Raw genomic sequence first — 24,120 nt, 5'->3', positions numbered from 1 at the left:
GCTCCTGCGAACACCCTTGCCGTCCTGATGGATGACAAAAGCACAGAAGCCCGAATTGTCGCAGCTCAGCGGGCGGCAATTGTTACACGCCGTCCTGCCGGTCCAGAACCGAGGCCAGGGCCTGCTCGAAGCCGGAGGCCCGGGCCGCGTCGGCGGTGGGGTCCTGCTGGCGGACGTCGATGACGTGGCCGGTGAGCCCGGAGAGCAACACGTCGAGCGACGCACGGGCCACCGCCTCGGAGGACAGCAGCGAGCCCGCGGGCTCCTGCCCGAACGCCTTGGTGCGCATCGGGGTGGCGGTGCGCTCGGGGTTGATGCAGTTGACACGGATGCCGTCGGCGGCCCACTCGTCGGACAGGGCCTGGGTGAGGTTCACCATGGCGGCCTTGGTGGAGGAGTACAGGCTGTACTCGGCGCGACCGCGGGTGTAACTGCTGGAGGTGTAGAGCAGCAGCTGGCCCTTGGTCTCGGACAGGTACTTGTGCGAGGACCGGGCGATCTGCACGGGGGCCAGGTAGTTGACCTTGAGCGCCTCTTCGATGGTGGCGTTGTCGGTCTCGGCGAGCTTGCCTATGCGCAGCACGCCGGCGGTGTTCACCACGTAGTCGATGCGGCCGGTCTCGGCGTAGGCCTTGGACAGGGCGTCGTCGACCTCCTCCGGGTTCTCCACGTGGGTGCCGGTGGTGGAGCGGCCCAGGGCATAGACCTTGGCGCCGTACGACTCCGCCAGCTCGGCGATGTCCTTGCCGATGCCGTAGGAGCCGCCGAAGACGACGACGGTCTTGCCGGTCAGCAGCTCGCGGTAGGCGTCCTCGGTGACCTGCTCGGGCGCGGCGGTGGAGGCGAGCTGGAAGAGCTTGTCGGCGATGAAGACGTCGACGGGCTGGGTGACCTTCATGTTGTACTCGTCACCCGCGACGACGTGGATCGGCACGTCGGGCAGGTACTTGAGCACCACGGAACAGTCGTCGGTGGCCTGGAAGTTGGGGTCGCCCGAGGCGACCTCGTAGGCCCGCTTGATCGTGGACAGCTTGAAGGCCTGCGGGGTCTGGCCGCGGCGCAGGCGGGAGCGGTCCGGGATCTCGGTGATGAACTCGCCGTCCTGGCCGTGGGTGCGCGTGACGATGATGGTGTCCGCGGACGGGATGGCCACGTCGACGGCCTCGTAGCGCTCCAGCGCGGCCACGCAGTCGTCGATGACCCGCTGCGACAGCAGGGGGCGCACCGCGTCGTGGAAGAGGACGTTGAGGTCCTCGCCCTCGGCCAGGCCCTCGCCCAGGGCGGCGATGGCGCGCTCGGTGGTCTCGTTCCGCGTCGAGCCGCCCTCGATGATCTTCGAGACCTTCTTGAATCCGGCCTTCGCGACGATCTTCTCGACGTCGGGCACGTAGCCCTGGGCCATCAGCACGATGACGTCGTCGATCGAGTCGGCGTTCTCGAAGGTGGCCAGGGTGTGCTCGATGACTGCCTTGCCGGCGATCTTCAGCAGTTGCTTCGGGATCGACAGTCCCACCCGCTGACCGGTGCCCCCGGCCAGGATCACCGCGGTGGTACGGGGCTTGGCTATGTGCTGAGGCACAGGTTACCTACCTTGAGACGACAGGGAACCTCAAAAGGGTCCCACTTGTGGTGAACGCAGTGCAAGGTGAGCGACATGTACCGCCCGTGTGCGCGCAACCTGTCATTCACCTCCCACTGCTGGTGATCGGTTAGACGGTTGAGCGGGCCTTTTGGAGGCCTACTGTGAGTGATTCCACAAGATTTCGACGACGCGAGTCATGCGGGACAGCGGTGACTGAGGTCCTTCGCGCGTTCCCGGACGAGGTCCGTTGCACGATACGTGCTGTGACGGACCGGCCGGACGGGGCGCGATGCGGCTCGTCCGTCATTCCTTCACGGGCGGAATGCGCCCGGGACTGCGCGCCCTTGCGGCTGCGGCGGGGCAAGGGCGGCAGCGGGGGCGCCGATTCACCGGGACGGGTCCGCCACCGGACAGGATGACGGGCCGCGCGGCCGCCGGTGGACGCACGGAGCCCGGGGCCCGGCCGGGCCCCGGGCTCACGCGCCGGAGGGAGCGAAGGGCGTCAGACGACCTCGACGCCGGGACGGCCCGCCTCGACCCTCAGCCGGGCCAGCGTGCTCGGGGTGGCGGTCGGCTGCCGCACGGTGTCGACCACCCGCACCTGCGCGTCGATACCGCCGCGGCCGATGTCGAAGAGGTGGTAGCCGCGGTGGGCGTCGAGCAGCTTCCAGTGCGGGTTGTCCGGGCGGCGCGGGTCCCACTCCCGGCGGAAGGCGTCCTGGTCCTGGTCGCCGTTGCTGGAGACGGACGTACCGACGAACTCGGCGCCGACGACCGCGGATCCGGGGTCGGCGTAGTCCTTCTTGAGGTCGCTGATCATCGTCAGGTGCCGGTCGCCCGACAGCACGACGGGGTTGCGGACGTGCTGGAACTCCTGCATGAACCGGTTGCGTTCGGCCTGGTAGCCGTCCCAGGCGTCGTAGAACCAGAGCTTGCCCTCGCCGACCTTGAGGTCCGTCTCGGCCATCATGATCTGCGAGGCGACGAGGTTCCAGCGGGCCGGCGAGTTCCGCAGCCCGTTCAGCAGCCAGCGCTTCTGCCCGGCGCCCAGCATGGTGAGGGAGGGGTCCTGGGCGCCTTCCTGGCTGGTGGCCTGGTCGCTGCGGTACTGCCGGGTGTCCAGGACGTTGAGCCGGGCCAGGCGGCCGAACTCCAGACGGCGGTGCATGCGGATGTGCGGCCCCGTGGGCACGGCGGTGGCGCGGACCGGCATGTGCTCGTAGAACGCCTGGTAGGCGGCGGTCAACCGGGCCACGAAGGCGTCGTGCGACTGCTTGTCCGGGTCCTGCGGGATCTCGCCGGCGAAGTCGTTGTCCACCTCGTGGTCGTCGAAGCTCACCACGAAGGGCGCGTGCGCGTGCATCGCCGCGAGATCGGGGTCGCTGCGGTACTGCGCGTACCGGTTGCGGTACTGGACCAGGCTGACGGGCTCACCGGTGCCCTCGTGCCGCCGCACGGCCGTCGCCGAGGGCGTCGACTCGTAGATGTAGTCCCCGACGAACACCACCGCGTCCGGGTCCTGCTCCTGCATGTCGGCGTACGGCGTGAAGTAGCCGTGCTGCCAGTTCTGGCAGGAGGCGAGGGCCAGGCGCAGGGAGCCACCGGAGCTGTGCGGGTGGGGCGCGGTGCGGGTGCGGCCGGCCGGTGAGAGTTGCCCGTCGGCGCGGAAGCGGTACCAGTAGACGCGGCCCGGGCGCAGGCCGCGGACGTCCACGTGAACGCTGTGCCCGTACTCGGGTCTGGCGTGGGCCTTGCCCCGGCGGACGGGCTTCCTGAACCGCCGGTCCTCCGCGACCTGCCACTCCACGGGCACCGCGCGGTCGGGCATGCCGCCGCCGTGCAGCGGGTCCGGGGCGAGCCGCGTCCACAGCACGACGCCGTCCGGCAGGGGGTCGCCCGAGGAGACACCGAGACTGAAGACGCCGTCGGGCAACGGGGTCTCGGCCGCGCGCGCGGTGGCCGGGAGCCACAGCTGGGTGGTGGCGGCCGCGCCGAGCACGGCGGCGCCGCCGGTCAGGAAGCGGCGCCGGCCGGGGGATGCTGCTGCGGTCATCGGGTGACTCCCTTACCTCGCTGGCCACTTGGACTCCGGGAAGCTTCACGCTCGCGGGCGGTCCGCCCGCTGAACGCCGGGGTTCACGTACATGACAACTAAGCAAGCAAAGGGAGACCCGCCGCCAGCGCTGGAACAAGCCTTTGCCGGGGCGGGTCTGACGGACGTTCAGCAGGTGGCGCGTCCGACGGATGTTCCATGGGTGAGGCCGGTGCCCGGACGGGCTCAGGTCGCGCTCATGCCGGCCGGTGCGCCGACGTGCGCATCACGTGCCGACGTACGCCGACATGGCCGTCGCGCCTCACGATGCGGGCCGGACCTGACCTGCCGGGCCCCTCCGCCCCGCTCCTCGACGCTGCACGGGGAAGCGGCCCGGTGACGCTGCACGGGGGACGGACCGATCGGCCTGCGGGGCCGCGACGACGCGCGGCCCCGCAGCACAGCCGGTCGGTCCGTCAGCGGGGAGACCAGGTCAGAACGGCTCGAAGTCGTCGAACTCCTGCTGCGCCTCGTCGCGTTCGGCCTGCCGGTCCCTGCGGCGCTGCGCGGCGGGCCGCGCTGCCTCCAGCCGGTGGTCCTCGCCGCGCCGGCCGAGCATCTCGGCACCGGCCATCATGGACGGCTCCCAGTCGAAGACGACCGCGTTCTCCTCCGGGCCGATGGCGACGCCGTCGCCGCCCCGGGCGCCCGCCTTGAGCAGCGCCTCCTCGACACCGAGCCGGTTGAGCCGGTCCGCGAGGTAGCCGACCGCCTCGTCGTTGTTGAAGTCGGTCTGCCGCACCCAGCGCTCGGGCTTCTCGCCGCGCACCCGGTACAGGCCGTCCTCCTCCTGCGTGACGGTGAAGCCGGTGTCGTCCACGGCCTTGGGCCGGATGACGATGCGCGTGGCCTCTTCCTTCGGCTTCGCGGCCCGGGCCGCCGCTACCAGCTCGGCGAGCGCGAACGAGAGCTCCTTGAGGCCCATGTGCGCCACGGCCGACACCTCGAACACGCGGTAGCCGCGCGCCTCCAGGTCGGGCCGGACCATCTCGGCCAGGTCCTTGCCGTCCGGTACGTCGATCTTGTTCAGCACGACGAGCCGCGGACGCCGGTCCAGGCCGCCGTACTGGCGCAGCTCCTCCTCGATGACGTCGAGGTCGGAGACCGGGTCGCGGTCGGACTCCAGGGTCGCGGTGTCCAGGACGTGCACGAGGACACTGCACCGCTCGACGTGCCGCAGGAACTCCAGGCCCAGACCCTTGCCCTGGCTGGCCCCGGGGATCAGCCCGGGCACGTCCGCGATCGTGTAGACCGTCGAACCGGCCGTGACGACACCGAGGTTGGGCACCAGCGTGGTGAAGGGGTAGTCGGCGATCTTGGGCTTGGCGGCGCTCAGCACCGAGATCAGCGACGACTTGCCCGCGCTCGGATAACCGACGAGCGCCACGTCCGCGACGGTCTTCAGCTCCAGGACGACGTCCCGCAGGTCGCCCGGCTCGCCCAGCAGCGCGAAGCCGGGCGCCTTGCGCCGGGCGGAGGCCAGCGCGGCGTTGCCGAGGCCGCCCCGGCCGCCCTGCGCGGCGACGAAGGAGGTGCCGTGGCCGACCAGGTCGGCGAGGACGTTGCCCGCCTTGTCCAGCACCACCGTGCCGTCCGGCACCGGCAGCACCAGGTCCTGGCCGTCCTTGCCGGAGCGGTTGCCGCCCTCACCGGGCTTGCCGTTGGTGGCCTTGCGGTGCGGCGAGTGGTGGTAGTCGAGGAGCGTGGTGACGGACTGGTCGACGGTGAGGATCACGTCGCCGCCACGGCCGCCGTTGCCGCCGTCCGGGCCGCCGAGCGGCTTGAACTTCTCACGGTGGACGGAGGCACAGCCGTGGCCTCCGTTACCCGCGGCGACGTGCAGTTCGACGCGGTCCACGAAGGTGGTCATGGGATGTGCCTCCAGTTACTGCCTACTGCGGGGATGTCTCTTGGTTAACACGCGAAAGGCGGACCCGCTTCCCCTCGGGGAAGTGAGGCCCGCCTCGCGAAGGTTTCCGATCAGGCGACCGGAACGATGTTCACGACCTTGCGGCCGCGGTGGGTGCCGAACTGCACCGAACCGGCCTGCAGGGCGAACAGCGTGTCGTCGCCGCCGCGGCCGACACCGGCGCCCGGGTGGAAGTGGGTGCCACGCTGGCGGACCAGGATCTCACCCGCGTTGACGACCTGACCGCCGAAGCGCTTCACGCCGAGCCGCTGGGCGTTGGAGTCGCGACCGTTCCGGGTGGACGATGCGCCCTTCTTGTGTGCCATTTCTCCTCAGTCCCTTACTTCGCAGCCGTGGGGATCTCAGTGACCTTGATCGCCGTGTACTGCTGGCGGTGGCCCTGGCGACGGCGGTAACCCGTCTTGTTCTTGTAGCGCAGAATGTCGATCTTCTGGCCCTTGTGGTGGTCCACGACCTCGGCCTGGACCTTGATGCCGGCCAGCACCCACGGGTCGCTGGTCACGGACTCGCCGTCGACAACGAGCAGGGTCGAGAGCTCGACCGTGTCGCCAACCTTGGCAGTGGAAATCTTGTCAACCTCAACGATGTCGCCGACAGCAACCTTGTGCTGGCGACCACCGCTGCGCACGATGGCGTACACGCGGAACTCACTCTCTCGCTCGGGAAACGGCACCCCCGCAGGCCAGCAGCCCGACACGGCGGGCCGCCTCTCCTGGGCGCCCGGCGCCCAGGAGGATGAGGTTTACGGGGATGTGACGCGTCAGTCGACACGCCGACGGTCAAGGTTACGGGGCCGCGACCGGAAGGGTCAAACCGAGCCGGGGCCGCCCCCTGTGCGACCGGTCACGCGGTCCGTCCCCCCGGGGCGTGCGCGTGGATCACGCACGCCCCGGGGGACGTCCGGGCCGGTCAGGCCTCGTCGGTGGAGGCCGTGACGGAGGCCCCGGAGGACTGCTCCGCCGCGACCGTCTTCTTCGACGTGGCCTTCTTGGCGGCGGTCTTGGTGGTCTTCGCCGCCTTCTTCGCCGTCGTCTTCTTGGCCGCGGTCTTCTTCGCCGCCGTCTTCTTGGTGGCGGCCTTCTTCGCCGTGGCCTTCTTGGCCGTCTTGCGGGCCGTCTTCTTGGCGGGGGCCGTCTCCTCGGCGGCCTCCTCCGTGCCGGCACCGTCGGGCGCGGGCATCTCGGCCGCCGGCTCGGCGGCGGCCTCCGACCCGGTCGTCCCGGTCACGGCTCCCTCGGAGGCGGCCGTCTCGGGCGCGGCCGACGGGACGACCACCACGGCCGTCTCCTCGGACGCCGTGGACACCGTGGGCTTGCGCACGGCACGACGCCGCGGACGGGCGGGGGCGGCGCTCTCGGCGGGCGCCTCGGCGACCGGCCCGGAGGGTGCACTCCGTTCGGGCGCCTCGGCGGCCTCGGCCACCGGGGCCGTTTCGGCGACCGTCACCACCGCGGCCTCGGCCCCCGCGGGGGAACCGGCCGGAGCCGACACCTTGCGGGTGGCCCGGCGCCGAGTACGGCCCTTGGGTGCGGCCTCCTCCGCCGGAGCGGCCTCGGCAGCCCGAGCGGCCGACGGGGCCTGCGCGGCCTCGACCACCGGGTCCTCCACGGCCGTCGGCTCGGCCTGCGCCTCGGCGGCCGGCTCCGGCTGCACCGGACGGGCGGCCTCCTGCTCTGCGGTCACGTCCTGAGCCGTCGGCACCTCGGCCTCGGCCTGCTCGGCCCGGCCCCGGCCGCGCCGGGTCTTCTCACCGGCCTGCTCGGCCTTCGGCTCGGCAGCCTCACCGCGCGGCGCGCCCGCCGGGGCCGACGCACGCCGGCTCGCCCGGCGCCGGGACCGGCCGCGCGTGGCCGCGGCCTCCGCCTCGGCGGCGCTGCTGTACAGCTCCTCGTCCGGCTCGAAGGCCGGCTCGGGCAGGGCCACCGGCTCGGCGGCCTCGGCCACGACCTCGGCCTCGGTCTCCGCCTCCTGCTCGGCGGTCTCGACGGCCGCCTCGTGGACGTGCGGCTGGTCGGCGGCACCGGCGCGGGCGCGCTTCTTGCGCTTGCCGCCGCCCCCGGTCGAGGTCGGCTGCTCCATGTGCACGATGACACCGCGCCCGTTGCAGTGGACGCAGGTCTCGGAGAACGACTCCAGCAGTCCCTGGCCGACCCGCTTGCGGGTCATCTGCACGAGCCCCAGCGAGGTCACCTCGGCCACCTGGTGCTTCGTGCGGTCCCGGCCCAGGCATTCCAGCAGGCGCCGCAGCACCAGGTCCCGGTTCTGCTCCAGCACCATGTCGATGAAGTCGATGACGATGATGCCGCCGAGGTCGCGCAGCCGCAGCTGGCGGACGATCTCCTCGGCCGCCTCCAGGTTGTTGCGGGTGACGGTCTCCTCGAGGTTGCCGCCCTGGCCGGTGAACTTGCCGGTGTTGACGTCGACGACGACCATCGCCTCGGTCCGGTCGATCACCAGCGAGCCGCCGCTGGGCAGCCACACCTTGCGGTCGAGGGCCTTGGCCAGCTGCTCGTCGATCCGGTACGTGGCGAAGACGTCGACCTCGGAGGTCCACCTCTGCAGCCGCTCGGCGAGGTCCGGGGCGACGTGCGAGACGTACCCGTGGATCGTCGACCAGGCCTCGTCGCCGCTGACGACGACCTTGGAGAAGTCCTCGTTGAAGATGTCGCGCACGACCCGGACGGTCATGTCGGGCTCGCCGTACAGCAGCGTCGGGGCGTTGCCGCTCTTGGCCTTCTTCTGGATGTCCTCCCACTGCTGCTGCAGCCGCTCGACGTCCCGGCGCAGCTCGTCCTCGCTCGCGCCCTCGGCGGCGGTGCGCACGATGACGCCCGCGTCCTCGGGGACGATCTTCTTGAGGATCGTCTTCAGCCGGGCCCGCTCGGTGTCGGGCAGCTTGCGGCTGATGCCGGTCATGGAGCCCTCGGGCACGTACACGAGGTAGCGGCCCGGCAGGGAGACCTGGCTGGTCAGACGGGCGCCCTTGTGACCGATCGGGTCCTTGGTCACCTGGACGAGCACGGACTGGCCGGACTTCAGGGCGGACTCGATGCGGCGCGGCCCGTGGGCCATGCCGAGCGCCTCGAAGTTGACCTCGCCGGCGTACAGGACGGCGTTGCGGCCCTTGCCGATGTCGATGAAGGCGGCCTCCATCGACGGCAGCACGTTCTGCACCTTGCCGAGGTAGACGTTGCCGACGTACGAGGTCGCCTGCTCCTTGTTGACGTAGTGCTCGACGAGCACGTCGTCCTCGAGGACGCCGATCTGCGTGCGGTCGCCGTGCTGGCGGACGACCATCACGCGCTCGACGGCCTCGCGGCGGGCCAGGAACTCGGCCTCGGTGATGATCGGCACCCGGCGGCGGCCCTGCTCGCGGCCCTCGCGGCGGCGCTGCTTCTTGGCCTCCAGACGGGTCGAGCCCTTGATGGACTGCACCTCGTCGGACGGCTCCGCCTTGGGGCGGGGCTCGCGGACCTTGACGACGGTGCGCTCGGGGTCGTCCTCGGAGGGCTCGGCGTCGGTGCCGGAGTCACCGGCACGGCGGCGGCGCCGGCGGCGCCGGCGGCTGCTGCTGGAGCCACCCCCGGCCGACTCGTCCCGGTCACCGTCCTCGGAGTCCTCGCGGTCCTCCTCGGCGGTGTCCTCCGCGTCCTGCGCGGCCTGGGCGGCGGCGACCTGGTCGGAGTCGTCGTCCCCGGCCTCGCCGGACTCGTCGAGGTCGGCGGACTCGCCGCGGCGACGGCGGCGGCCGCCCCGGCGGCGGCGACGGCGCGATCCGCCGCCCTCGGACTCGTCCTGGTCCTCGCCGTCGGCCTGGTCCTCCGCGGAGTCGTCCAGGGCGTCCGTCTCGTCCTCCTCGGACACGGCGTCCTGCGCGGGGGCCTCAGGGATCCGGGGCTCGGCGGCGCGGTCCTCGGTCTCCTCGGCGGAGCCGCGGCGGCGACGGCGGCGGCGCGCACCGGCGGACTGCTCCTCGCGGGGCTCCTCCGCCTGCACGGCCTCCTGGGACTCCTCGGGCTCCTCGGGCTCAACGGCACCGGCGGCCTCGGCGGCGGCCGCCGCGGCGGCCCGCTCCGGGGTCTGGAACTGGGGCTCGGTGAACACCGGGGCCTGGAACAGGGCCACGGCGGGCCGCGCCGGACGCGCCGGGGCCTCGCTCGCGTCGTCGGCCGCACCGGCGTCGGACGTGGCGGCGCGCTTGGCGGCCCTCGCGGGCCGGGCGGGCTCGGCGAAGCCGCCCGCGGCCCGGCGCACGACCCGGCGACGGCGGCGCGGACCGGCGTCCTCGGCCGGCTCGCCGGACTCCTCGGCCCGGGCGGCGGGGGCGGCCTCGGCGGCCGGTGCTTCGGTGGCCGGGGCTTCAGCAGCGCCGGTGGCGGGCTGCACGGCGGCCTCCGCCTCGGGGGCGGGCTCGGCGGCCGGGGTCCCGCTCACGGCGGGCTGGGCCCCCTCTGCGCTCTCGTCCGCACCGGTGGGCGCGGCGGCGGGCGCGGTGACCCGCCGGGAGGCGCGCCGGCGGGTCCGGCGCGGGGCGGCGTCCTCGGCGTCGGCGGCAACCGGGTCGGAGTCGCTCGACGCGGCCTGCGCGGGCTCGGCCTGCACAGCGGCGGGCTCGGCGGCGGCCGGCGCGGTCTGCGCCGTCTCGGCCTGCGTCGCGGCGGGGGAGGTCACCGTGCGCGTGGCGCGGCGCCGGGTGCGGCGGGGAGCGGGCTCCTCGGACGCCTCGGCGGTCGCGGGGGCCGCGGCCGGCTCGGGCGTCGCGGGGGCGGCGTCCGCGGCGGAGGTCGCGGGCACCACGGTCTCGGCGGCCCCGGCGTCGGCCGGGGTACCGGCGGGCGAGGAGGCGCGGCGCACCGCGCGCCGCCGCTTGGGGGCGGGGGATGCGACGTCCTCGGCGGCGGCTGCGGCCGCGGGGGTCTCCTCGATCTCGGCGGCGGCCGCCTCGACCTCGTCGGTCTCGACTCCGTCGGCGGCGAGCTCGTCGGCCTCGGCGGCCGCCACGGCCGGCGCGACGGTCTCCGCCGCGGCCTCGGCGGCTCCACCGGCGGGGGGACCCGCCGGGCGGGAGGCGGCACGGCGCCGCCGGCGGGGCGGCAGGGTGTCGCTGGGGGTGTTGTCGTTCTCGTCGGAGCCCGTCGAGGACTCTGCGGGTTCGGTCGGTTCGAGCATGCGGGCTTGTCTCCCGTCAGGCTCCCGGGCGCCGCGCCTGGCCCGGCGATGCCGGTGACGTCCGCGGCTCGCGCTGTGCGCGTCGCCGCCGTCCGGGGCGCGGGCGCCGCACGGGAGCTGTCCGTGTCCTGTCTCGCCGGTTCCGTACGCCGAATGCGTACGGCCTGGCGAAAGTCTTCTGGTCGGTGCGCTGCCCGACCCAGGTGGCTCCCGAGTCCGAGGGCGGCGCTACGACGTCCGTCCCTACGCGGGACCTTCTTACGCCGGCGCCGTCGCGGTGGCAGTCTCTTCGGCCGTTGTGGGGGCCTCGGCTGCCTCGCGGTCGGGCGCGAGCGGGTCGGTCACCGTGCCGGTCTCTTCATCGAGCAGCCCCTGCGCCAGCCTGGTCACCGCTGCGGGGACCGGCGGCGCCAGGTCGGCCACGGCGCGGAGACCGGACAGGACGTCGTCGGGTCGAACGGCAGGCGTCACGTGCCGAACAACCAGCCGCAGTATCGCACAGGGCCGGTCGGTCGGCCTATCAGCCTGCGCACCGTGCGTCTCCGGGAGGTCGCGCACCTCCAGGCTCACGACGGCGGAGCGGGCGTCGAAGGTGCGCACGCCGTTCTTGGCGAGTCGCTGGACCTCGACGGTCGCCGCCGCCTCGAAGGCGTCCGCCGCACGGCGGGCCTCCTGCGGCGCGACGCCGTCCAGCCGCAGCTCCCACACGGAAGCCGTCAACCGGTCGGCGAGTCCCGAGGTGCGGGCCTCGACCGCCTCGACGATGTCGAGCCCGGCGGGCATGGACTCGTCGAGGAGGACCCTGAGCCGCTCCGGGTCGCGGGGCGCGGTGAGCGCGATCTCCAGGTACTCCGCCTCACTGCCCGTGCCGGTGGGTGCGGCATTGGCGTACGACACCTTCGGGTGCGGTGTGAAACCGGCCGAGTAGGCCATCGGCACCTCGGCACGGCGCAACGCACGCTCGAAGGCGCGCTGGAAGTCACGGTGGCTGGTGAACCGGAGGCGGCCGCGCTTGGTGTAACGCAGTCGGATGCGCTGCACCGCGGGTGCGGGCGGCGGGCCTTCGGGCTGTCGCTTGCCCAGTGTCGTTCAGTCCTTCGTGAGAGCGGTCGTACTGTTGCCAAGGGTACGCGGCTCGCGACCCGAAGGTTCCCTCCGGTCGACCGGCCGGGGCCGGCCCGGCTCGCCGAACAGCGTCCGCCGCAGGTCGGCGCGCGCCTGGCGTGCGGAGTCCCGGGCGGCGGCCAGGGCCTGTCGCGCGGTCCGCCGGGCGGCGCGGGCGGCCGCGGCGGCGGGCCGCAGGACGGTGTCCCGCACGGCGTGCCCGACGGGTGTCAGGACACTGCGGTACGCCCACCGCACCGGCTCCACGAAGATCCACCGGAAGCAAGTGGCCAGGAACCGGCCGACCGCGAGGGAGAGGTACCCGGCAACGCGCCAGGCATGCCCGAGGGCGTCCCCCACCTCGCGTCCGACGACGGCCAGGACGTGCCCCGCCGGGGCGAGGACGCGGCGCCACAGGGCGAGGGCGGGCACGACGAACAGGATCCGCGTGATCCGGTACAGGCCCGTCGCGATGGCGCCGACGACGGTGCCCACCAGCCACACCAGGCCCCTGCCGCACCGGGCGACCGCGCGGCCGACCGGCGCGAGCACCCAGGTGTACAGCCAGACGGCGGGCACGACGACGAGGTGCCGCACCAGCCAGGCCGATGTCGCCCACAGGCCGACGCCGAGGGCGGCGAGGACAGCCCCCAGTCCCTTCACCACCCACGCCAGGGCGTGCCCGGCGGGCGTGAGCAGGCGGGTGTACACCCGGCCGAGCGCGGTCCACACGCCCCGGGCGGCCCGGGCGGCGGCGTGGCCCAGCGGTGCCAGGAGGTGCCGGTGGAGCCATACGGCGGGCACGACGAGGAGCACGTGCCCCAGCCGGGCGAGGGCCTTGCCCACCGGCACGGCCACGTACCGCCACAGGCCCACGAACGGCCAGACGAACACCGTCCGCGCCAGCCGCAGCAGGGCCCGGCCGAGCGGCCGGAGCAGTACGTCGTCCAGGAACCGGCCGGCCACCGCCAGCGCGTCCCACAGCATCCGCACGGGGACGACGGCCACGAGCACGACGATCCGCACGGGGATCCGGACGGCGACGGTGAGGCAGCCACCGGGCTCCTCCGGCACGCGCCCGGGCGGCTCGGCGGTCCGCCCGTGCGGCTCGGCGGTCCGCCCGTGCGGCTCGGCCCGCGCTGCGGCCTGCTCGCGCGACGGTTTCTCCAGGTGCATACCGTCGTAGACGCCTCGGGACCCGGTCCGGATGCAGCGGCGACCGGGCCGGGACGCGCGACCGCCCCGGGGGGCGGGTGCCGGCTCGCGGTCAGGACTCGGCCGGGTCCGCGGTCCCGTCCGCCTCCCAGCGCAACAGGTCGCCCGGCTGGCACTCCAGCACCTCGCACAGTGCGGCGAGGGTGGAGAAGCGGACCGCCTTCGCGCGGCCGTTCTTGAGCACGGCCAGATTGGCGGGGGTGATGCCGACCCGCTCCGCCAGCTCGCCCACGGACATCTTCCGTTTGGCCAGCATCACGTCGATGTCGACGGCGATCGGCATCAGATGACCTCTTCCAGCTCGGCCCGCATCCGGTCGGCCTCGATGTCGCGGGCGACGGCCTGGGCGAGCAGCATCCGCAGCACGAGCACGACGAGCGCGACCCCCAGCACGGCCACGCCGACGCCACCCAGCAGCAGCACGACTCCCGGTGCGACGGCCTCGCCCGGGGCGAGCACCACCCCCAGGGCGAACACCAGGCACGCGGCCGCGACGAACGCGCCGATCACGATGTGCACGTACCGGAAGGCGCCGGACGAGAACACCGTGCCCCGGCGCACCATCGTCACCAGCCGCCACACGCACACCGCGACGACCTGGGCCGTCAGCACCCCGAGGACCACGATCACCAGGATCGGTGTGCGCAGGTGGGCGTACTCCGGCTTCAGCCCGTTCATGTCGGCGGCCAGCAGCGGCACCATCACGCCCTGCACGAACAACGACCCCGCGAGCAGCACCACGAGCACCACGCGCAACGCCACCACGGCCAGCTTCCCCATCGCCACTCCTTCGATCGACCTACGATGGAAAACTATCGAAATTCGATAGGTCAGGCAAGTGGCCACCCGTTCCGGGGCGTGGAACTCGTGGCACCGTGGCAAGAGGAACCAAGGCCGGGACGCGGACGAGGAGGAAACGGTGGACTGGCGCGTGTTCGCACGGGAGATGGCCTCCATGGCGCGCGACCTGCTCGCCCAGGACTCGGTCGAGGCCACCCTGAAGCGCATCACCGGCTCGGCCACCGAACTCGTCGAGGGGTGCGACGCGGCCGGCGTCCTCCTCCTGCACGGCACACGCGTGGAGTCACTCGCCCCGACCCACGACCTGGTGGTCGGCAGCGACCGGCTCCAGGAGCGTCTCGCGGAGGGACCGTGCTTCGACGCGGCCCGCACCGGCACCGGTGAGCGGGTGTTCCGCATCGCGGACCTCACCGCCGAGCAGCCGCGCTGGCCTTCCTACGCCACACAGGCCCGTGAGCTGGGCGTGGGCAGCCTGATGGGCTTCCTGCTGTACACCGAGGACGAGGAGTTCGGCGCGCTCAACTTCTACTCCCGCCGGCCGGGGTCCTTCTCCGAGGACAGCGAGACCGCGGGCTGGCTGCTGGCCTCGCACGCGGCCGTCGCCTTCTCCAGCGCCCGCAGCCACGCCCAGATGGAACAGGCGATGGCGACCCGCCACACCATCGGCGAGGCCATGGGCATCCTCATGGGCAGCCACCACCTCACCGAGCAGCAGGCCTTCGACGTACTGCGCCGCTACTCGCAGGAGAACAACGTCAAGCTCCGCGAGGTCGCCCGCCGGGTCTGCGAGCAGGGCGCCCTCATCTGACGGCTCCCCCGGCACACAGTCTGAACCGAGGGAGCCTCGGCCGGGTCCATCCCCCGGGGGAGCGTCACCGACCCGGCCTGCTCAGCGGGTCCCCCGCACAAGGGCCCTCTCACCTCCCGCGGACGGTCATGGCGCCGGGGCTCTCGTCCTGCCGGCTGGTCGGCGGGCGAGCCGTCGTGGGCGCGGGGGAGACGGATCGGCCAGGCCTGCACACCCGCCCGGGGCGCCTCCTCGGCCCGATGCCGCTTCGCGGCCGCCTGCTGGGAGGGCGGCACGTCCACGGCGCGGATCATGCGCCGACCCGCCGCGAACACCGCCACCGCGACGAGGGCCACGTCGGCGTCCACCACGGCACAGGCCGCGGTGAGCGGGGCACCGGCCCGCAGGGGCCGGCCGGGTGCCGGTGTCCCGCCCGGCCGCCCGGCGGCAGCGGTCAGGACTCAGTGCGCGTGGCCGCTCGGGGCCGGCGCCGCGTTCTTGACCGTCAGGGGGAGCAGCTTCTTGCCCGTGGGGCCGATCTGGATGTGGGTGTCCATCTGCGGGCACACGCCGCAGTCGAAGCACGGGGTCCAGCGGCAGTCCTCGACCTCCGTCTCGTCGAGGGCGTCCTGCCAGTCCTCCCACAGCCAGTCCTTGTCGAGGCCCGAGTCGAGGTGGTCCCAGGGCAGGACCTCCTCGTAGGTGCGCTCGCGGGTGGTGTACCAGTCGACGTCCACGCCGTACGGCTCCAGCGCCTTGTCCGCGCAGGCCATCCAGCGGTCGTAGGAGAAGTGCTCGCGCCAGCCGTCGAAGCGGCCGCCGTCGTCGTACACCGCGCGGATGACCGCGCCGATGCGGCGGTCGCCGCGGGAGAGCAGGCCTTCGACGATGCCGGGCTTGCCGTCGTGGTAGCGGAAGCCGATCGAGCGGCCGTACTTCTTGTCGCCGCGGATCTTGTCCCGCAGCTTCTGCAGGCGGGCGTCGGTCTCCTCGGCGGACAGCTGCGGGGCCCACTGGAACGGCGTGTGCGGCTTGGGCACGAAACCGCCGATGGACACGGTGCAGCGGATGTCGTTGGAGCGGGAGACCTCGCGGCCCTTGGCGATCACCTTCGTCGCCATGTCGGCGATCTGCAGGACGTCGTCGTCGGTCTCGGTGGGCAGGCCGCACATGAAGTACAGCTTCACCTGCCGCCAGCCGTTGCCGTACGCGGTCGCGACCGTGCGGATCAGGTCCTCTTCCGAGACCATCTTGTTGATGACCTTGCGGATGCGCTCCGAGCCGCCCTCCGGGGCGAAGGTGAGACCCGAGCGGCGGCCGTTGCGGGTCAGCTCGTTGGCCAGGTCGATGTTGAACGCGTCCACACGGGTGGACGGCAGCGACAGGCCGATCTTGTCGTCCTCGTAGCGGTCGGCGAGGCCCTTGGCGATGTCGCCGATCTCGCTGTGGTCGGCCGACGACAGCGACAGCAGGCCGACCTCCTCGAAGCCGGTCGCCTTCAGGCCCTTCTCGACCATGTCGCCGATGCCCGTGATGGAACGCTCACGAACCGGGCGGGTGATCATGCCGGCCTGGCAGAAGCGGCAGCCCCGGGTGCAGCCGCGGAAGATCTCCACGGACATGCGCTCGTGGACCGTCTCGGCCAGCGGGACCAGCGGCTGCTTGGGGTAGGGCCACTCGTCGAGGTCCATGACGGTGTGCTTGGACACCCGCCACGGCACACCCGACCTGTTGGGCACGACCCGGGCGATACGGCCGTCGGGCAGGTACTCCACGTCGTAGAACGCCGGGATGTACACCCCGCCGGTCTTGGCCAGGCGGAGCAGGACCTCCTCGCGGCCGCCGGGACGGCCCTGCGCCTTCCACTCGCGGATGATGCGCGTCATGTCGAGGACGGCCTGCTCGCCGTCACCGATGACGGCCGCGTCGATGAAGTCGGCGATCGGCTCGGGGTTGAACGCCGCGTGGCCGCCGGCCAGGACGATCGGGTCGTCCAGGCCTCGGTCCTTGGACTCCAGCGGAATCCCCGCCAGGTCCAGGGCCGCCAGCATGTTCGTGTAGCCGAGCTCCGTGGAGAAGGACAGGCCGAACACGTCGAACGCCCTCACCGGCCGGTGGCTGTCCACCGTGAACTGGGGGACGCCGTGCTTGCGCATCAGCTCCTCCAGGTCCGGCCACACGCTGTACGTGCGCTCGGCGAGGACGCCCTCCTGCTCGTTCAGCACCTCGTAGAGGATCATGACGCCCTGGTTGGGCAGGCCGACCTCGTAGGCGTCCGGGTACATCAACGCCCAGCGGACGTCGCAGGCGTCCCACTCCTTGACCGTGGAGTTGAGTTCTCCGCCGACGTACTGGATCGGCTTCTGCACGTGCGGGAGCAGAGCTTCGAGCTGCGGGAAGACCGACGCAGCGACTTCGGCAGGCATGTCGCGCACCTTCGTGAGCTGGACTGAACTGACAGGGGTGACCATCCAGACTAACGCGAGCGCGGGGCGCCTCCGTACGCCCGCGGGGTCACAGGCCCGACGCCCCGCCCTCGATCCGGCCCCAGAGCCCCGGAAGCTCGGCCTCGGCCCGCAGGGCGCGCTGCTCCTCGCGCTCGTGCAGCAGGCCGTAGGTGAAGGCGTTCTCCCCGGCGGCGTGGGCGACCGCCGACAGTTCGCGCAGGGTCTGCCGGGCCATGACGCTGTCCTGGTGCTCGCCGAGCAGGTTCTGCAGGGTCTTCATGGACGTGGTGAGCTTCTTGGCCGGCTTGCCCAGGACCGGGCGGGCGGCTTCCGCCGCGTAGCGGGTGCGCTTGGCCTTCTTGCGGGCCTCGTGCAGGGCGACGTCCCGCTCGGTGCCCGGCTCCAGCTCCAGGGCGCGGCCGACCAGCTCGGCGACCTTGCGGAAGTCCTTCTTCACCGCCCGCGCGACCGGCTTGCCGGGCTTCTTCCCGGCCGCCTGCAGCAGGGGCGGGTCGGCGATCAGCGCGTCCAGGGTGTCGAGCAGGGTGAGGTAGCGGCGCGAGTCGAGCACGCCGGTGAGGCGGCCACGCGCGCCGCCGTGCTCGGCCTTCGACCAGGCGAGCATCCGCTCCTGCACCGGGCCGCGGACCAGACCGGTCGGCACCTCGTCCAGGGTGTCGGTGAGGCGCTCGGTGAGGACCTCCCGATCCCGGTCCACGCCCAGCTCACCGGCGAGCCACTTCAGCTCGTCGGCGACCGGGTCGGTCACGGTCCGGTCGAGGACGTTGCGGAACGTCTTGAAGGTGCTGCGCAGCCGGCGGGTGGCCACGCGCATCGAGTGCACCGAGTCCTCGGCCTCCTGCCGCACGGCCGGGTCGAGCCCGACGATCGCGTCGCGCTGCTCCCGCACGTACGCCAGGACGAGATCACCGGCGGTCTCGGTCTTCTTCGCGGCGGTGGACGGGCGGCGGCGCCGCTGCGGTGCCGTGTCGGCCAGGGCACGGGCCAGCTTCGACGCCGACCGCGACGGCCGTACGCCCGCCTTGCGCAGCCGCTTGTCGACCTTGTCGAGGAAGGCCGGGTCGCCACCGTCGGCCAGCTCCACCTCGACCTCGGTCCACCGCACCTCGCCCCCGGCACCGGTGAGCCGCTCGGCGCGCACCGCGTCCGTGCTGACCTCGGCGAGCAGCCGTCCGGCGGAGTCGAGCAGGTGCCGCACCTCGCGGTCCGAGCGCAGCCGCACCAGCGGCAGCAGTTCCCCGTCGCGGACCCGGGAGCGGACCAGCGCGGCGAGTTCGCCGGGGAGGGCGTCGGTCAACGGGGCCCGGATCTCGTCCCGTTCGCCCGGGCCGACCGGGAGTTTGAGGTGCCAGCCCGCGTCGGAGCCGCCGGTGCGGCGCCGGAGGGTGACGGACGACGCCGCGAGGCGTTCGTCGGCGGTGTCGTAGTAGGTGGCGTCGAGGTGGGTGACCCCCCGGTCGACAACGGTCTCGACCCCCGCCACGCCGGTCAGGTCGGGCAGGCCGCCGTCCGGGGCCTCGTACTTCCGCTCGATCTCGCGCTTCGTCTCCGCCATGCAGTACATCTAACCGTCCGGACCGGGACGCGAACACGGTGCGTCGGACGCGCTGCGTCGGACGCGGTACGGGGCGCCACCGGGGCGCCCCGTACCCGCTCAGGCCGACATCGGCCGCTGCACCCTGATCGACTGCAGCAGTCCCACCGCTATCCACACGGCGAACATCGACGATCCGCCGTACGAGACGAACGGCAGCGGCAGACCGGTGACGGGCATGATGCCCAGGGTCATGCCGATGTTCTCGAACGTCTGGAAGGCGAACCAGGCGACGATGCCCGCGGCGACGATCGTGCCGTACAGGTCCGAGGTGTCCCGGGCGATCGCGCAGGCCCGCCACAGGACGATCCCGAGCAGCAGGATGATCAGGCCGCCGCCGAGGAACCCCAGCTCCTCCCCCGCCACCGTGAAGACGAAGTCGGTCTGCTGCTCGGGCACGAACTGCCCGGTGGTCTGCGAGCCGTGGAAGAGGCCGGAGCCGGTCAGTCCGCCGGAGCCGATGGCGATGCGGGCCTGGTTGGTGTTGTAGCCGACGCCCGCCGGGTCGAGCTCGGGGTTGGCGAAGGCGGCGAAGCGGTTGATCTGGTACTCGTCGAGGATCCCGAGCTGCCAGACGGTGATCGCCCCGAGGGCACCGGTGCCGATCAGGCCGAACACCCAGCGGTTGGAGGCTCCGGAGGCCAGCAGCACGCCCAGCACGATGATGACCATGACCATCACCGACCCGAGGTCGGGCATGAGCATCACGATCGCCATGGGCACGGCGGCCAGTCCCAGTGCCTGCACCACCGTGCGGTGGTCGGGGTAGGTCTTGTCGCCCGCGTCGACCCGGGCCGCCAGCAGCATCGCCATGCCCAGGATGATCGTCACCTTGACGAACTCCGAGGGCTGCAGCGAGAAGCCGCCGGGCAGTTTGATCCAGGAGTGGGCGCCGTTGATCGTCGAGCCGAGCGGCGTGAGGACCAGCAGGATCAGCAGCAGCGAGACGCCGTACAGGAGCGGCACGACGGTGCGCAGGCCGCGGTGGCCGAGCCAGATCGTGCCGACCATCAGGGCGAGCCCGATGCCAGTGTTGAGCAGGTGCCGGACGAGGAAGTAGTACGGGTCGCCCTGGTTGAGCTCGGTGCGGTTGCGGGTGGCCGAGTAGACCAGGAGCGTGCCGAGCAGCGACAGGGCCAGCGCCGCGAGCAGGATCGGCCAGTCGAGGCGCCGTGCCACCGAGTCGCGGGCGAGCAGCCGCGTCCAGCCCGAGCGCTCGGGCCCGTAGCCGGAGACCTGGAAGCTGTTCACACCGCCGGTCATGTGGGCAACCTCCGGCTTCCCCGCCGGCGCCGGCGCCTTCGGGTGTCGCGGTTCTCGGGCGACGGCGGTGCCGACGTCGCGGGCTGGAGCGGATCGGCCGGGGCGTTCGGGTCCTGCTTCTTCGCCTGCTGGTCCTTGGCCGGGTCCTTGGGCAGCTTCGGCGAGGCGATGGTGCCGTCGACCTTGATCTTGGGCAGGGTCTTCTGCGGCGTGGGCAGCAGGGCCTTCTTGCTGTCGATGTCGCCGTCCGGGGAGACGCCGTACAGCGCGTTGTAGATGTTGCGCACGGCGGGGCCGGAGGCGCCGGAGCCCGTACCACCCTGGGAGATCGTCATGACGATCGAGTAGTCCTTGGTGTACGTGGCGAACCAGGAGGTCGTCTGCTTGCCGTAGACCTCCGCCGTACCCGTCTTGGCGTGCATCGGGATCTTGTCCTGCGGCCAGCCGCCGAACCTCCAGGCGGCGGTACCGCGGGTGGCGACTCCCGCGAGGGCATCGCTTATCTCGTTGCGCGTCTTCTCGCTCATCGGGAGCTTGCCGTAAGCCCGGGGCTTGATCGGCGTCACGGTCTTGCCGTCGGCGCTGATGACCGCCTTGCCCACGGAGGGGTTGTACATCGTGCCGCCGTTGGAGATGGCCGCGTAGATGGTGGCCATCTGGATCGGCGTGACGAGGGTGTCGCCCTGCCCGATGGAGTAGTTGACGGAGTCACCGGCGCGCAGGCGGTTGCCCTCGAGGCAGTTCTCGTAGGCGATCTTCTCGGCGTAGCTGCCGTTGCGCTTGCCGGTGCGGCACCAGGCGTCCTTGTTGGCCTTCCAGTAGTCGAGCTTCCACTGGCGGTCGGGGACGCGGCCGGTGACCTCGTTGGGCAGGTCGATGCCGGTCTCCTTGCCGAGGCCGAACTGGTGGGCGGTCTTGTAGAACCAGTCGTTGGCGTTCTTCTTCGGCTTGGTGCCGCCGTCGCGCTTCCACTCCTCGTGGGAGAGGCGGTAGAAGACCGTGTCGCAGGAGACCTCCAGGGCCCGGCCGAGGCTGATCGCCCCGTAGCCCTTGGACTCGAAGTTCTTGAAGACCTGGCCGCCGATGGAGTACGAGCTGGAGCACTCGTAGGGGCCGTTGAAGGAGTAGCCGGCGTTGACCGCGGCGGCCGTCGGGATGACCTTGAAGATGGAGCCGGGCGCCGACTGGCCCTGGATCGCGCGGTTGAGCAGCGGGTAGTTGGACTTCTTGCCGGTGAGCCGCGCGTAGTCCTTGGCGGAGATGCCGCCGACCCAGGCGTTCGGGTCGTAGGTCGGGTTGGAGGCCATGGCGACCACGCGGCCGGTCTTGGCCTCCATGACGACGACGGCGCCGGAGTCGGCCTTGTAGTTCGTGCCCGTGTTGCGGTCGTGCTCCTTGCGGGCCTGCTTCATGGCCTCGTTCAGTTCGTACTCGGCGATCCGCTGGACGCGGGCGTCGATGCTGGTGACGAGGTTGTCGCCGGGGTGGGCCGGGTCGGCCTCCGCCTGGCCGATGACGCGGCCGAGGTTGTCGACCTCGTAGCGCGTGACGCCGGCCTTGCCGCGCAGCTGCTTGTCGTACTGCCGCTCCAGGCCGGAGCGGCCGACCTGGTCGGAGCGCAGGTACGGGGAGTTGGTGTTCTGCGCCTTCTTGATCTCCTCGTCGGTGACCGGGGAGAGGTAGCCGAGGACCTGGGCGGTGTTGGCCTTGCCGGGGCTCGGGTAGCGGCGCATGGCCTGCGGCTCGGCGCTGATGCCGGGGAAGTCCTCGGCGCGTTCGCGGATCTGCAGGGCCTGCTTGGGAGTGGCCTCGTCGGTGATGGGGATGGGCTGGTACGGCGAGCCGTTCCAGCAGGGCTGGGGCGTCTTGGCGTCGCACAGCCGGACCTTCTCCTGGACCTCCTTGGGCGACATGCCCAGGACCCCGGCGAGCTTGGTGAGGACTTCCCTGCCGTCGTCCTTCATCTTCAGCAGGTCCGTGCGGGACGCGGAGACCACCAGCCGTGTCTCGTTGTCGGCGAGGGCCACGCCCCGGGCGTCCAGGATGGAGCCCCGCACGGCGGGCTGGACGACCTGCTGGACGTGGTTGCCCGAGGCCTCCTTGGCGTAGGCCGCGCCCTCACGGATCTGCAGGTACCACAGGCGTCCGCCGAGGGTGAGCAGGAGAGAGAGGACGAGGACCTGGATGACGACGAGCCGGATCTGGACGCGTGAGTTACGCCCGGTCTCGGGAATGTTGGTCACTGCGGCTGCCTCCCCCTCTCGGTGCGCGTGACGCTGTGCGGAACCGGCCGTCCGCCGGCGCACGTGTGTGCGGTGTCGAGTGATGAACGCCCGGTCACTGAACCGGCGTTCCCACCGGACCGGCCCGTTCGGGTGAACTTCACCGTGGATGCCCCCCGGTTCACAGCCGCTTGACCCCCTTGATGCGCCCGGCGCGCGCCATCCGCGCGCGGGCCGCCTTCACGCGCAGCCCGTTGCGCTGGCTGCCGATCTTCAGGCCGGTGCCGCCGGCGAGCCAGCCGGAGGAGATGTCGGTGGCCTTGGCGGCCGCCGAGGTGGACTCGGCGAGCGGATCGTTGTCGACCCGCCGGGCCAGGGCCATGACGCCCGGCACCACGAACGGGGCGAGCAGCAGGTCGTACAGGGCGGCCGTGAACAGCAGTCCGCCCAGGCCCACGTGGCGGGCCGCGGTGTCCCCCACGAGGGCGCCGACCCCGGCGTACAGCAGGGTGGAGCCGACGGCGGCGGCCACCACCACGACCATGGGCCCGGTGGCGGACTTCAGCTGGCCGGTCTCGGGTTTGACCAGGCCCGCGAGGTAGCCGATGACGCACAGCACCAGGGCGTACCGCCCGGCCGCGTGGTCGGCCGGCGGGGCCAGGTCGGCCAGCAGTCCCGCGCCGAAGCCGATGAGGGCACCGCCCACGTGCCCGTACACCAGCGCCAGGCCCAGCACGGTGAGCAGCAGCAGGTCGGGCACGGCGCCGGGCAGGTGGAGGCGGGCGAGGACGCTCACCTGGATCACCAGGGCGACGACGACCAGGGCGGAGGAGAGCAGGATCCGGTTGACGCGCATGGGATGAGAGCTCCTACTGCTCTTGCTGGTTCTGGCCGTCCACGGGGGCCTCGGCGGACGGCGTCACGGTCACCGTCACGGTCGGCCTCGGGGTGGGCTTGGGCTTGGGCGGGAGCACCGTGTCGCGCGGGTCCTTCTTCGGGGCCTGGACGACGACACCGACGATGTCGAGCTTGCTGAAGGCCGCGTAGGGCGTGACGTAGAGCGTGCGGGTCAGGCCGCCGCCGGAGGGGTCGACGCGGGAGACCACGCCGACCGGGACGCCGGGCACGAACGGCCGGTCGGCCTGGGAGCCGAAGGTGACCAGGCGGTCGCCCTTCTTCACCTCGGCCTTGCCGTTGAGCAGTTCGACGCGCAGCGGGCGGTCGCCCTGGCCGGAGGCGAAACCGAGTTCGTCGCCGGACTCCATGCGGGTGCCGACCGTGAAGTCGGGGTCGTTGGCCAGCAGCACGGTGGCGGTCCGCGGTCCGACCGTGGTGACGCGGCCGACGAGCCCGTCGCCGTTCAGCACGGTCATGTCGCGCTTGATGCCGTCCTCGGCGCCGACGTCGATCGTGATGGTCCAGGAGAAGCCCTGCGCCGCGCCGATGGCGATGACCTCCGCGCCCTTGATGCCGTACTGGCCCTGGCCCGCGACCTTCAGCATCCTGTCGAGCTGCTTCAGCCGGCTGCGGCTGCGGTCGTCGCTGCCGAGGCGGGCCTTCAGCGCCGCGTTCTCCTGCTCCAGCGCGGCGAGCCGGTCGTGCCGCTCGCCCGAGTCACGGATGGCGGAGACCGCGTTGCCGACCGGGTCGACCGCGGCCGAGACGCCGTTCTCGATCGGGCCGAAGACCGTGGCCGCGCCCTGCCGGGCACCGTCGACGGGCGAGTCCTCCCCACCGCGGATGTCCACCGTGATCAACGCGAACGCGATGGCGATCAGCAGCACCAGGAGCAGCCGGCTCTCTCGTGTGTCCCTCACGTGCGGCGGCCGTGCCTTCCTCGTAGGAATTCGGGAAGCCCCAGGGAATACCGAGGGGCTGCTTTGTGGGAGCTTA

General features: G+C 72.3%; 17 protein-coding genes. 1 reads left to right on the top strand and 16 read right to left on the bottom strand.

All coding sequences use genetic code 11. From position 1 onward, the window contains the following. Positions 1 to 82: 82 nt before the first annotated feature. From Q5694_RS04080 to Q5694_RS04035, 10 genes are all read right to left on the bottom strand, one after another. Positions 83 to 1,579 (bottom strand): bifunctional cytidylyltransferase/SDR family oxidoreductase, encoded by a 1,497-nt coding sequence (locus Q5694_RS04080; RefSeq protein WP_333930619.1) that lies wholly within the window; start codon positions 1,577 to 1,579, stop codon positions 83 to 85. Positions 1,580 to 2,084: 505 nt separating this feature from the next. Next, on the bottom strand, positions 2,085 to 3,635 hold the full coding sequence (locus Q5694_RS04075; RefSeq protein WP_333930618.1) for an alkaline phosphatase D family protein: 1,551 nt from the start codon (positions 3,633 to 3,635) through the stop codon (positions 2,085 to 2,087). A 472-nt stretch (positions 3,636 to 4,107) separates the two neighbouring features. Beyond that, positions 4,108 to 5,544, bottom strand: a complete 1,437-nt coding sequence (gene obgE / locus Q5694_RS04070; RefSeq protein ID WP_333930617.1) for a GTPase ObgE — start codon at positions 5,542 to 5,544, stop codon at positions 4,108 to 4,110. 110 nt (positions 5,545 to 5,654) lie between these two features. Next, the gene (rpmA, locus tag Q5694_RS04065) at positions 5,655 to 5,909 is read right to left on the bottom strand and encodes a 50S ribosomal protein L27 (RefSeq protein ID WP_010041940.1); all 255 of its coding nucleotides are present in this window, start codon (positions 5,907 to 5,909) and stop codon (positions 5,655 to 5,657) included. Positions 5,910 to 5,923: 14 nt separating this feature from the next. Continuing rightward, entirely contained in the window at positions 5,924 to 6,244 is a 321-nt protein-coding gene (rplU, locus tag Q5694_RS04060) for a 50S ribosomal protein L21 (RefSeq protein WP_333930614.1), read from the bottom strand. Between the two features lie 269 nt (positions 6,245 to 6,513). Continuing rightward, positions 6,514 to 10,773 carry an Rne/Rng family ribonuclease gene (locus Q5694_RS04055; RefSeq protein WP_333930613.1) on the bottom strand — a complete coding sequence of 1,420 codons (4,260 nt, stop codon included), beginning with the start codon at positions 10,771 to 10,773 and terminating at the stop codon, positions 6,514 to 6,516. Positions 10,774 to 11,031: 258 nt separating this feature from the next. Then, positions 11,032 to 11,814: a TIGR03936 family radical SAM-associated protein gene (locus Q5694_RS04050; RefSeq protein ID WP_333930612.1), complete on the bottom strand. Its 783-nt coding sequence runs from the start codon at positions 11,812 to 11,814 to the stop codon at positions 11,032 to 11,034. Positions 11,815 to 11,862: 48 nt separating this feature from the next. Next, positions 11,863 to 13,053 carry a hypothetical protein gene (locus Q5694_RS04045; protein ID WP_333930611.1) on the bottom strand — a complete coding sequence of 397 codons (1,191 nt, stop codon included), beginning with the start codon at positions 13,051 to 13,053 and terminating at the stop codon, positions 11,863 to 11,865. A gap of 91 nt (positions 13,054 to 13,144) precedes the next feature. Further along, positions 13,145 to 13,375, bottom strand: coding sequence for a helix-turn-helix domain-containing protein (locus Q5694_RS04040; protein WP_333930610.1), 231 nt, complete (start codon positions 13,373 to 13,375; stop codon positions 13,145 to 13,147). Further along, the gene (locus Q5694_RS04035; protein ID WP_333930609.1) at positions 13,375 to 13,872 is read right to left on the bottom strand and encodes a DUF2975 domain-containing protein; all 498 of its coding nucleotides are present in this window, start codon (positions 13,870 to 13,872) and stop codon (positions 13,375 to 13,377) included. Before Q5694_RS04035 ends, Q5694_RS04040 begins: the two co-directional genes overlap by 1 nt. A gap of 139 nt (positions 13,873 to 14,011) precedes the next feature. On the opposite strand from Q5694_RS04035, the gene Q5694_RS04030 reads away from it, so the two are divergent. Beyond that, positions 14,012 to 14,701, top strand: coding sequence for a GAF and ANTAR domain-containing protein (locus tag Q5694_RS04030; protein WP_333930608.1), 690 nt, complete (start codon positions 14,012 to 14,014; stop codon positions 14,699 to 14,701). 440 nt (positions 14,702 to 15,141) lie between these two features. On the opposite strand, the gene Q5694_RS04025 is transcribed toward Q5694_RS04030, so the two are convergent. The 6 genes from Q5694_RS04025 to mreC form a co-directional block, all read right to left on the bottom strand. Continuing rightward, positions 15,142 to 17,106 carry a TIGR03960 family B12-binding radical SAM protein gene (locus tag Q5694_RS04025; RefSeq protein WP_333930607.1) on the bottom strand — a complete coding sequence of 655 codons (1,965 nt, stop codon included), beginning with the start codon at positions 17,104 to 17,106 and terminating at the stop codon, positions 15,142 to 15,144. An 88-nt stretch (positions 17,107 to 17,194) separates the two neighbouring features. Further along, positions 17,195 to 18,703 carry a CYTH and CHAD domain-containing protein gene (locus tag Q5694_RS04020; RefSeq protein ID WP_333930606.1) on the bottom strand — a complete coding sequence of 503 codons (1,509 nt, stop codon included), beginning with the start codon at positions 18,701 to 18,703 and terminating at the stop codon, positions 17,195 to 17,197. A gap of 99 nt (positions 18,704 to 18,802) precedes the next feature. Then, positions 18,803 to 20,005: a rod shape-determining protein RodA gene (rodA, locus tag Q5694_RS04015; RefSeq protein WP_333930605.1), complete on the bottom strand. Its 1,203-nt coding sequence runs from the start codon at positions 20,003 to 20,005 to the stop codon at positions 18,803 to 18,805. Beyond that, positions 20,002 to 22,248, bottom strand: coding sequence for a penicillin-binding protein 2 (mrdA, locus tag Q5694_RS04010; protein ID WP_333930604.1), 2,247 nt, complete (start codon positions 22,246 to 22,248; stop codon positions 20,002 to 20,004). Before mrdA ends, rodA begins: the two co-directional genes overlap by 4 nt. Before the next feature lie 160 nt (positions 22,249 to 22,408). Next, the gene (gene mreD / locus Q5694_RS04005; protein ID WP_333930603.1) at positions 22,409 to 23,083 is read right to left on the bottom strand and encodes a rod shape-determining protein MreD; all 675 of its coding nucleotides are present in this window, start codon (positions 23,081 to 23,083) and stop codon (positions 22,409 to 22,411) included. A 13-nt stretch (positions 23,084 to 23,096) separates the two neighbouring features. Continuing rightward, a complete protein-coding gene (gene mreC, locus Q5694_RS04000; protein WP_333930601.1) occupies positions 23,097 to 24,044 on the bottom strand; it encodes a rod shape-determining protein MreC in 948 nt (315 codons plus the stop codon). Positions 24,045 to 24,120: the final 76 nt, after the last annotated feature.

Origin of the sequence: Streptomyces sp. AHA2 (genome assembly GCF_036857595.1) — a bacterium.
Classification (GTDB): Bacteria; Actinomycetota; Actinomycetes; order Streptomycetales; family Streptomycetaceae; genus Streptomyces.
The sequence above is the reverse complement of the archived record's forward strand: the minus strand, read 5'-3'. Positions and strand labels throughout refer to the sequence as shown.

What these genes read in the sequence shown, in the direction of transcription:
- Q5694_RS04075 (WP_333930618.1), bottom strand. Translation starts at nt 3,635, where the DNA reads ATGACCGCAGCAGCATCCCCCGGCCGGCGCCGCTTCCTGACCGGCGGC.
- obgE (WP_333930617.1), bottom strand. Translation starts at nt 5,544, where the DNA reads ATGACCACCTTCGTGGACCGCGTCGAACTGCACGTCGCCGCGGGTAAC.
- rpmA (WP_010041940.1), bottom strand. Translation starts at nt 5,909, where the DNA reads ATGGCACACAAGAAGGGCGCATCGTCCACCCGGAACGGTCGCGACTCC.
- Q5694_RS04055 (WP_333930613.1), bottom strand. Translation starts at nt 10,773, where the DNA reads ATGCTCGAACCGACCGAACCCGCAGAGTCCTCGACGGGCTCCGACGAG.
- Q5694_RS04045 (WP_333930611.1), bottom strand. Translation starts at nt 13,053, where the DNA reads ATGCACCTGGAGAAACCGTCGCGCGAGCAGGCCGCAGCGCGGGCCGAG.
- Q5694_RS04040 (WP_333930610.1), bottom strand. Translation starts at nt 13,375, where the DNA reads ATGCCGATCGCCGTCGACATCGACGTGATGCTGGCCAAACGGAAGATG.
- Q5694_RS04035 (WP_333930609.1), bottom strand. Translation starts at nt 13,872, where the DNA reads ATGGGGAAGCTGGCCGTGGTGGCGTTGCGCGTGGTGCTCGTGGTGCTG.
- Q5694_RS04025 (WP_333930607.1), bottom strand. Translation starts at nt 17,106, where the DNA reads ATGCCTGCCGAAGTCGCTGCGTCGGTCTTCCCGCAGCTCGAAGCTCTG.
- Q5694_RS04020 (WP_333930606.1), bottom strand. Translation starts at nt 18,703, where the DNA reads ATGGCGGAGACGAAGCGCGAGATCGAGCGGAAGTACGAGGCCCCGGAC.
- rodA (WP_333930605.1), bottom strand. Translation starts at nt 20,005, where the DNA reads ATGACCGGCGGTGTGAACAGCTTCCAGGTCTCCGGCTACGGGCCCGAG.
- mreD (WP_333930603.1), bottom strand. Translation starts at nt 23,083, where the DNA reads ATGCGCGTCAACCGGATCCTGCTCTCCTCCGCCCTGGTCGTCGTCGCC.